Source organism: Tenacibaculum finnmarkense, from assembly GCF_900239185.1.
Taxonomy (GTDB): Bacteria; Bacteroidota; Bacteroidia; order Flavobacteriales; family Flavobacteriaceae; genus Polaribacter; species Polaribacter finnmarkensis.
In genome coordinates this window covers 62,965-70,555 of record NZ_OENA01000060.1, presented here as the reverse complement: position 1 = coordinate 70,555, position 7,591 = coordinate 62,965, and the positions used below count along the sequence as shown (strand labels likewise).

Below are 7,591 nucleotides of genomic sequence, written 5' to 3'. Positions count from 1 at the left end.
ATACATCTTTTTTGTTTTGAGAACCACAAAAGAAACATTTTAATAGAATTTCAGAAACCTTTTTCTTTTTATTTTACAAATTTAAACAGGCTCTTAGAGCCTGTTTAAAAATTAAATAAACGTCAGTTTGAGTGAATTTTTTTCCTTCAAATTCCTTTTAGTCATTAAAATCACTCGAATTGACAAAAATTATCAAAAAAAAGAAAATAAACACGGTAAATCAGCATGATAAACTGAAATAAATTCCCCTTGACCGATTCAATTTTCTATTTTTAGGCTATAAAACTTTTTTTTAAAATGAAATTTAAACAAGTTTTTAAAATTTCAGAAAATAATTAAGCAACATATTTTGTTTTTTTCATGGTACTTAACACCAATAATGAAGCTAAAAAGAAAACCGCTAAACACAATACAGACCATTGCATAGAATCTGTAATAGCATATAATGTTCCGTAAACTGATGTTCCTAAAACAATCGCTATTTTTTCGGTAACGTCATAAAAACTAAAATAAGTAGCGTGGTCTTGTGTGTCTGGTAATAACTTTGAATATGTAGAGCGTGTTAGTGTTTGTATTGCACCTTGAACCAAGCCTAATAAACCTCCTAGTCCATAAAAATATATACCAACGTTTTCCTGTGTTTTATCTAACGAAAAGGCAAATAAACAGACAAGCATCCAAATAATGATAGTTATTTTTAAGGCAGTAATATTACCAAATTTACCTGAGATTCTTGAAAAAATATAAGCCCCAAAAATAGCGATTATCTGCACTAATAATATCGTTAAAATCATATTAAAAGTAGGTAAGTTTAATTCTGATGAACCAAAAATAGCCGCCATTAAAATAATGGTTTGCACCCCAATGCTTAAAAAGAAAAAAGAGATTAAAAAACGCTTTAATGTCGGGTAGTTTAACAGTTCTTTATATACAATTTTTAATTCTCTGTAGCCTTTCCAGATGTAATCGTTATCGGGTTGTTTATTGTAAATATCGTCGGGTAGTTTTTTAAAGGTAATTTGTGCAAAACCAATCCACCAAAGCCCCACCATTACAAACGAAATACGCGATGCCATACCTGTTGTAACACCAAATAAATCAGGCTTTTGAATCAGTATTAAATTGATAATCAATAATATTACAGAACCTACATAGCCATACATAAAACCCTTAGCGCTAGCCTTATCTTGTTGTTCAGGCAAAGCTACTTCGGGTAAATAAGCGTTGTAAAAAACCCAGCTAGCCCAAAAACCAATACTTGCTAAAATGGTGAATAAAATACCAATCCAAACAGTATCTACTCCTTTAAAAAAATACAAAGCGATTACCGATAAACCACCCATCCAACAGAAAAATTTCATGAATTTTTTCTTGCTTCCGGTATAATCGGCAATTCCTGATAAAATAGACGAAATAAATGCCACTACTAAAAAAGAAAATGACAAGGCATAGCTATATAAACTATCGGGATGTTCCCAATCCATTCCTAAAAAACGAACGGTTTTTCCTTTGGTTACCGCACTGTAATATAACGGAAAAACCGCTGTGCTTATTACTAATGAATATACCGAATTTGCCCAATCGTAAAATGCCCAGGCATTAATTAACTTCTTATCTCCTCTTTTATACATATCTTCTTAAAATAAAAAAAACCGCTCATAAAAATGAACGGTTGGCAATATAAATAATTTATGTTGCTATTTTCTTACTGGAACATTATATTTTGCTGCCAATTGTTTTGCTTCTGGTAAAAAAGCCCTAAGTGTTCGAATACGTGTTTGGTTTGAAGGGTGTGTACTCATAAATTCAGCAGGTGCTTTACCTTTTGATATTTGACTCATTCGTACCCAAACCTCAGCTGCTTCACTACCATTATAGCCTGCCATTAGCATAAAAACCAATCCTAATTTATCGGCTTCTGTTTCATGACTTCTACTAAATGGTAACATTACAAGAGTTTGACTTCCTAAACCATACGCCATATTAAAAAGTTGTGCATTTTTACTATTTGCTGTTCCTAAAGCTACTGCTGCACCACCTAATTGTTGTATTTTTCCTGTTGACATACGCTCTTGCCCATGTTTAGCAAAAGCATGTGCTACCTCATGTCCCATAACAGCGGCAACACCATCTTCGTTAGCACAAACTGGTAAAATACCCGTATAAAAAACTACTTTACCCCCTGGCATACACCAAGCATTTAATGTTTTATCTTCTACTAAATTAAATTCCCATCGATATGAATTTGCTTCGGATGTCATTCCGTTGGCTCTCATAAAACGATCTACTGCTGCTGAAATCTTTTTACCGACTCTTTTTATTTGATTTGATTTTGTAGCGTTTGTAGATAATTTATTTCCCTGTAAAAAACCTTTATATTGTGCAAAACTTGCAGGTAATACTTGCGCATCACTTACAAAATTAAGTCGTTTTCTTCCTGTAATTGGCACCGTACTACATTGTACTAAAAATACGGCAACAATTCCTAAAGCTATAATTTTTTTCATTTTTAATGTTTTTAGTTGTTTTGGTCATTATATATGACACATTATAAATAATAATGTCACAAAAGTAGGAAACAATTTGTTTGTTTATCTTTACAAATTATATTTTTATATTAAAATAATATCATGAATTTAATAAATACAAACCTACTACCTCCAAGCTTAACAATTCCTAAACCTATTATTTTTTTAGCGAAATTTACGCAATTTTTTTCAACACATTTAACGGCTAAATTTGCGGCACTTCTTTTTAGTACCCCTGTAAAATTTCCAATTCCAAAACGAGAAAAAGTAATGTTGGATAGCGCCCAAAAGAAAACAATTTTTGTAGAAAGTATTGGTAAAAATATTGAAGTTTTATCCTACGGATATTCTCAGAAAAAAGTATTATTGGTACACGGTTGGGCTGGTAGAAGTACCCAGTTATTTATGATGGCTGATAAATTACTAGAAAAAGGTTATATGGTTATCTCTTTTGATGGTCCGGCACATGGAAATTCCTCAGGAAAAACCACAGCAATGCCCGAATTTATAGCTACCATTACTCTTCTTGACAAGCAATTTGGTCCTTTTGAAGCCGCTATAGGGCATTCTTTTGGCGGTATGTGCTTGTATAATAGTGTTGCTGATGGTTTTAAAATTAATAAATTAGTTACTGTTGGCGCTCCTGATCGTATTTCGGAGGTATTGCTTAATTTTTCAAAAAACTTAAACGTAAAACCCCGTATTGCTATTAAAATGAAACAGTTTTTTGATAAAAAATGGCAAGTAGATATTGAACAGCATTCCGCTAGCGTAGTGGCTAAAAAAATTACCATTCCAACGTTGGTTGTGCATGATACTGCCGATGGTGATGTATCGGTTAATTGTGCTGTAAACATTCGTAAAAGTCTACAAAAAGGAACGCTTTTAATCACCCAAGGATTAGGGCATACCAAAATACTACGCAATAAAAAAGTAACTACTGAAATTGTTAAATTTATTACCAATTAATTGTAAAAAAGCAAAGCAAATCTGGACGCGATGCTGAAATAAATTCAGCAGGACGTTTAGCTGTTTTGAAAAATACTTTCTTTAAAATAATAGCAATACATAAACAATAATTATACAAAACCCTAGCCCCGATTGCAGCAATTGTTTGAGCTCCTTTTTGTTTTTTCCTTTAAAAAAAATAAAAAGAGCGAGTGCGGAAAGCGGGAAATTGCTTCAAATAATTAAACGATAAAAAACAGCAAAACAATTAATTTTTAAAATTTTCTAAAAAAAATGTTAAAATAACGAGTATAATATTTCAACAGTACACTTATTAATAATATAACCAAAAACTAAAATTACACTATTAACTGTAATTTTTAACCAAAACTATTATTAATTAAATACATTTTTATGAAAAAAATTACACTTTTATTTTTCGCTATGTTGTGTAGTAGTCTTATTTGGGCTCAATCAAAAATTTCAGGAACTATTGTAGATAGCGCCAACCAACCGTTGCCTGGTGCAAATATTATTGAAAAAGGAACTGCTAACGGCGCTAATTCTGATTTTAACGGGGCTTTTAACTTGACCGTTCAAAATAATGCGGTTTTAGTCGTTAGTTTTTCGGGGTTTGAAACCCAAGAAATTGCCTTAAAAGGTAAAAAGAATATTAAAATTATTTTAAAAGAAGGTTTAGAGTTAGACGAAGTTGTTATTACAGGTTCGCGAACGCCATCACGAAGTAATACCACAAGTGCTTTACCTATTGATGTGGTGTCTGCTAAAGATTTACAATCTACGGGGCAAACGTCTTTTGATAAAGCTTTACAATATAAAATTCCATCTTTTAATACGGTTCAAACACCTGTTAATGATGCAACTTCTTTATTAGATCCGTATGAAATTAGAAATATGGGACCTAGTAGAACTTTAATTTTAATTAACGGTAAACGTAAAAATTTAAGTTCTTTATTATATACCCAAACTTCGCCAGGACGTGGTGAAACAGGTTCTGATATTTCGGGAATCCCTACCGATGCCATTAAAACAGTGCAGGTTCTTAGAGATGGCGCTTCCGCTCAGTATGGTTCTGATGCTATTGCAGGGGTTATTAATATTATTTTAAAAGATGATGCCAAAAATGGTTCAGCAACATTAAGGTCAGGAGTTACAGGGCAAGGTGATGGTGAAATGTTGGGTGTAAGCATAAATAACGGAACTACAATTGGTGATGATAAAGGTTTTGTAAACTATACGGCTGATATTTCTAAAACAGCATTATCGAACAGACCTGGTACTGTTGATGCAGCGGGTGAATTTGCCGATTTTTACGACCCCGATGCTCAAAATCCAATTACACTTACCGATGTTCAAAACTATTTAAAAAGACATCCTGATGCTGACAATATTAATGGATCACCACAGTTAGCGGCTTCTAAATTTTCAATTAACGCAGGATATACACTTAGTGAAACTACCGATATTTATGCCAATGCAGCATACGTGTTTAAAAAAGTAAATTCGTTTGCAAACCACAGAACACCTTATTGGAGAACGTTAGATAAAAAAACAGGCTATCCTTATTTGGCTGATTTTTACCCTGGAAGTCATCCGACAAATGCGGGTGGATATGACGGTTATACCCCAACTTTTGAAGGAGATTTGAATGATTATAATGCTACAATTGGTTTTAAAACCAAGAAAAATGATTGGAATATTGATGTAAGTTTTACCACGGGAGGAAATTCACAAACTTATAGAGTTAGTGAATCTCATAACAGAAATATTGTCCACTCTGCTTCTACTTGGATTGACGCAAATAAAAATAGAATTGTTGATACTGGCGAAATAACCGAAGGTTCTGAATTATACAGAGCAAATAGTAAAAAATCTTTTGATCCGGGAGGAACTGCTTTTTCTCATAAAGTAGGAAACATTGATGTTTCAAGAATACTTTCTGAAAAAGTTAGTGTTGCTTTTGGTACGGAATTTAGGTCAGAAGAATTTGAAGTAATCGCTGGTGAGCTAGGTTCTTACGACGGTGGTGGTGCCGATTCATTTGCAGGAAACAGCCTTGAAAATGCCGGTAAATTTAGCCGTTATAATTTAGGAGGATACGCAAGTTTAGATTACGATGTTAATAAAGATTTTTTACTTAGCGGAACCGCAAGAGTTGAAAACTATTCTGATTTTGGAAGTACTTTTGTATGGAAGTTAAGTTCTCGTTATAAATTTGCTGACGATAAATATACCCTAAGAGGTTCTGTTTCTACAGGATTTAGAGCGCCTACTTTACATCAAATTTATACACAAAAAGCACAATATAGTTTTGTACCAGGACAAGGAATACAAGTTGGAGGTTTGGTAAATAATGTATCATCGCAAAAAGGATTATTAGGATTACCTGATTTAACCGCCGAAGAATCTACTAATTACACCGTAGGTATTGGAGCAAAACCTTTTAGAAATTTCTCTTTCACACTAGATTATTATAATATTAAAGTTGACGACAGAGTAATTTTAAGTACTGAAGTAAAACCACCGAACACCCCTGTTTTTAGCGGATTGTCAGACGTTAGTTTCTTTTTAAACGCTATTGACACTAAAACTTCTGGTTTAGATGTAGTTATTGGTTACAAAAATATTGAAATAGCTGATGGTAAATTAGGTTTAAATTTATCAGGTAACTATACTATTGAAAACAAGCGAGTTGGTGCGGTTAAAAACCCTGCTTTTGTTAGCGCATCAAATCAATCGGTAGTAAATGATACACAAGAAGCCTTGTTTTTTACCTCAAGACCGCAAACAAAATGGATTTTAGGAACTACTTACGATATTGGTAAATTTGGAATATCATTAAACAACACTTATTTTGGTAAAACAAAATTTGCACAACAAGGACTGCAAGATTTAGAAGGATTATTTACCAATCCTGCCGATATTCCTGCTGGAGCAGTAAAAGATGGAAGTTCAGATTTAAGAACCGAGTTTATTCCAAAAGTAGTAACCGATTTAGGAATTAATTTTAGCGCAACCGACAGAATTACCATTGCTTTAAACGTAAATAATATTTTAAATGTATTACCAGAATGGAAATTTACAGAAGCAACCCCAACAGGGCAAGCAATTTTAAACGGTGCAGCTGTTAGCAATTCGCCATCAAACTTAATTACCTTTAACCAACGTTATTCTCAAATGACTTATGATGGGTATCATTTTAGTCAATTAGGAACGATGTTTAATTTATCTGTAAATTATCAGTTTTAAACAATTAATATAAAAAATCAACGCAAACTATTAACTCTCATTAATCGTTTATTATTTTGATAGAAAGCCGAAATCGTACTGATTTCGGCTTTCTTATTTTTACTTTATTTTAATTATTAGAAGCTATTTCCCGCTTTCCGCACTCGCTTTTTTTATTTTTTTTGAAGAAAAAAAAACAAAAAAGAGCTCAAACAATTGCTTCAATCGGGGCTAGGAATTTGTGCTTTTTTTTTAATAATTGTACAAAAAAGATAGATTATATAATTAAAACTTAGACCTCACAGGTTTTAAAAACCAAATTCTCGTTATGCTGAATTTATTTCAGCATCGCATCAACAGGAGAACTACAGAAAATCAGGATGTGAACCTTAAATAAAATCAATAATTATTTGACATCTAAAAACCTATTTTTAGGCACAAAAAAAATCCTAAGTGAAAACTCAGGATTTTTTTTATTTTACGAATAAAATATCTTATTCGTTATGCATAAAACGCTGTTTCGCTAACAACTCTTCTTCTGTTTCTACGTTATCGTCATCAGGAACACAACAATCTACTGGGCAAACTGCCGCACATTGTGGCTCTTCATGAAAACCTTTACATTCAGTACATTTATCTGCTACGATAAAATATATTTCATCAGAAATAGGCTCTTGATCGGTATCTGCATTGGCTTTTTGTCCACTAGGTAATACTAAATTTCCTTTTAAATCAGTACCATCTGCATATTTCCAATCATCAGCTCCTTCATAAATTGCCGTATTCGGACACTCTGGTTCACAGGCTCCACAATTTATACACTCATCTGTTATAATAATAGCCATAATTAATCTATTTCAGTTTTG

At 32.7% G+C, this 7,591-nt stretch carries 5 protein-coding genes; 2 read left to right on the top strand and 3 right to left on the bottom strand.

Annotated elements, in window-relative coordinates:
* Positions 1-335: 335 nt before the first annotated feature.
* Positions 336-1,631, bottom strand: a complete 1,296-nt coding sequence (locus tag AQ1689_RS08425; protein WP_101955812.1) for an MFS transporter — start codon at positions 1,629-1,631, stop codon at positions 336-338.
* Positions 1,632-1,697: 66 nt separating this feature from the next.
* The gene (locus tag AQ1689_RS08420; protein WP_101955811.1) at positions 1,698-2,507 is read right to left on the bottom strand and encodes a M48 family metallopeptidase; all 810 of its coding nucleotides are present in this window, start codon (positions 2,505-2,507) and stop codon (positions 1,698-1,700) included.
* Between the two features lie 123 nt (positions 2,508-2,630).
* Between AQ1689_RS08420 and AQ1689_RS08415 the strand changes: the two genes are divergently transcribed.
* Positions 2,631-3,497 (top strand): alpha/beta fold hydrolase, encoded by an 867-nt coding sequence (locus AQ1689_RS08415; protein WP_101955810.1) that lies wholly within the window; start codon positions 2,631-2,633, stop codon positions 3,495-3,497.
* 393 nt (positions 3,498-3,890) lie between these two features.
* Positions 3,891-6,746, top strand: a complete 2,856-nt coding sequence (locus AQ1689_RS08410; protein WP_101955809.1) for a TonB-dependent receptor — start codon at positions 3,891-3,893, stop codon at positions 6,744-6,746.
* A 473-nt stretch (positions 6,747-7,219) separates the two neighbouring features.
* Here AQ1689_RS08410 and AQ1689_RS08405 read toward each other — a convergent pair whose 3' ends face one another.
* Complete coding sequence (locus tag AQ1689_RS08405) at positions 7,220-7,570, bottom strand: 4Fe-4S binding protein (RefSeq protein ID WP_101915334.1); 351 nt, start codon at positions 7,568-7,570, stop codon at positions 7,220-7,222.
* Positions 7,571-7,591: the final 21 nt, after the last annotated feature.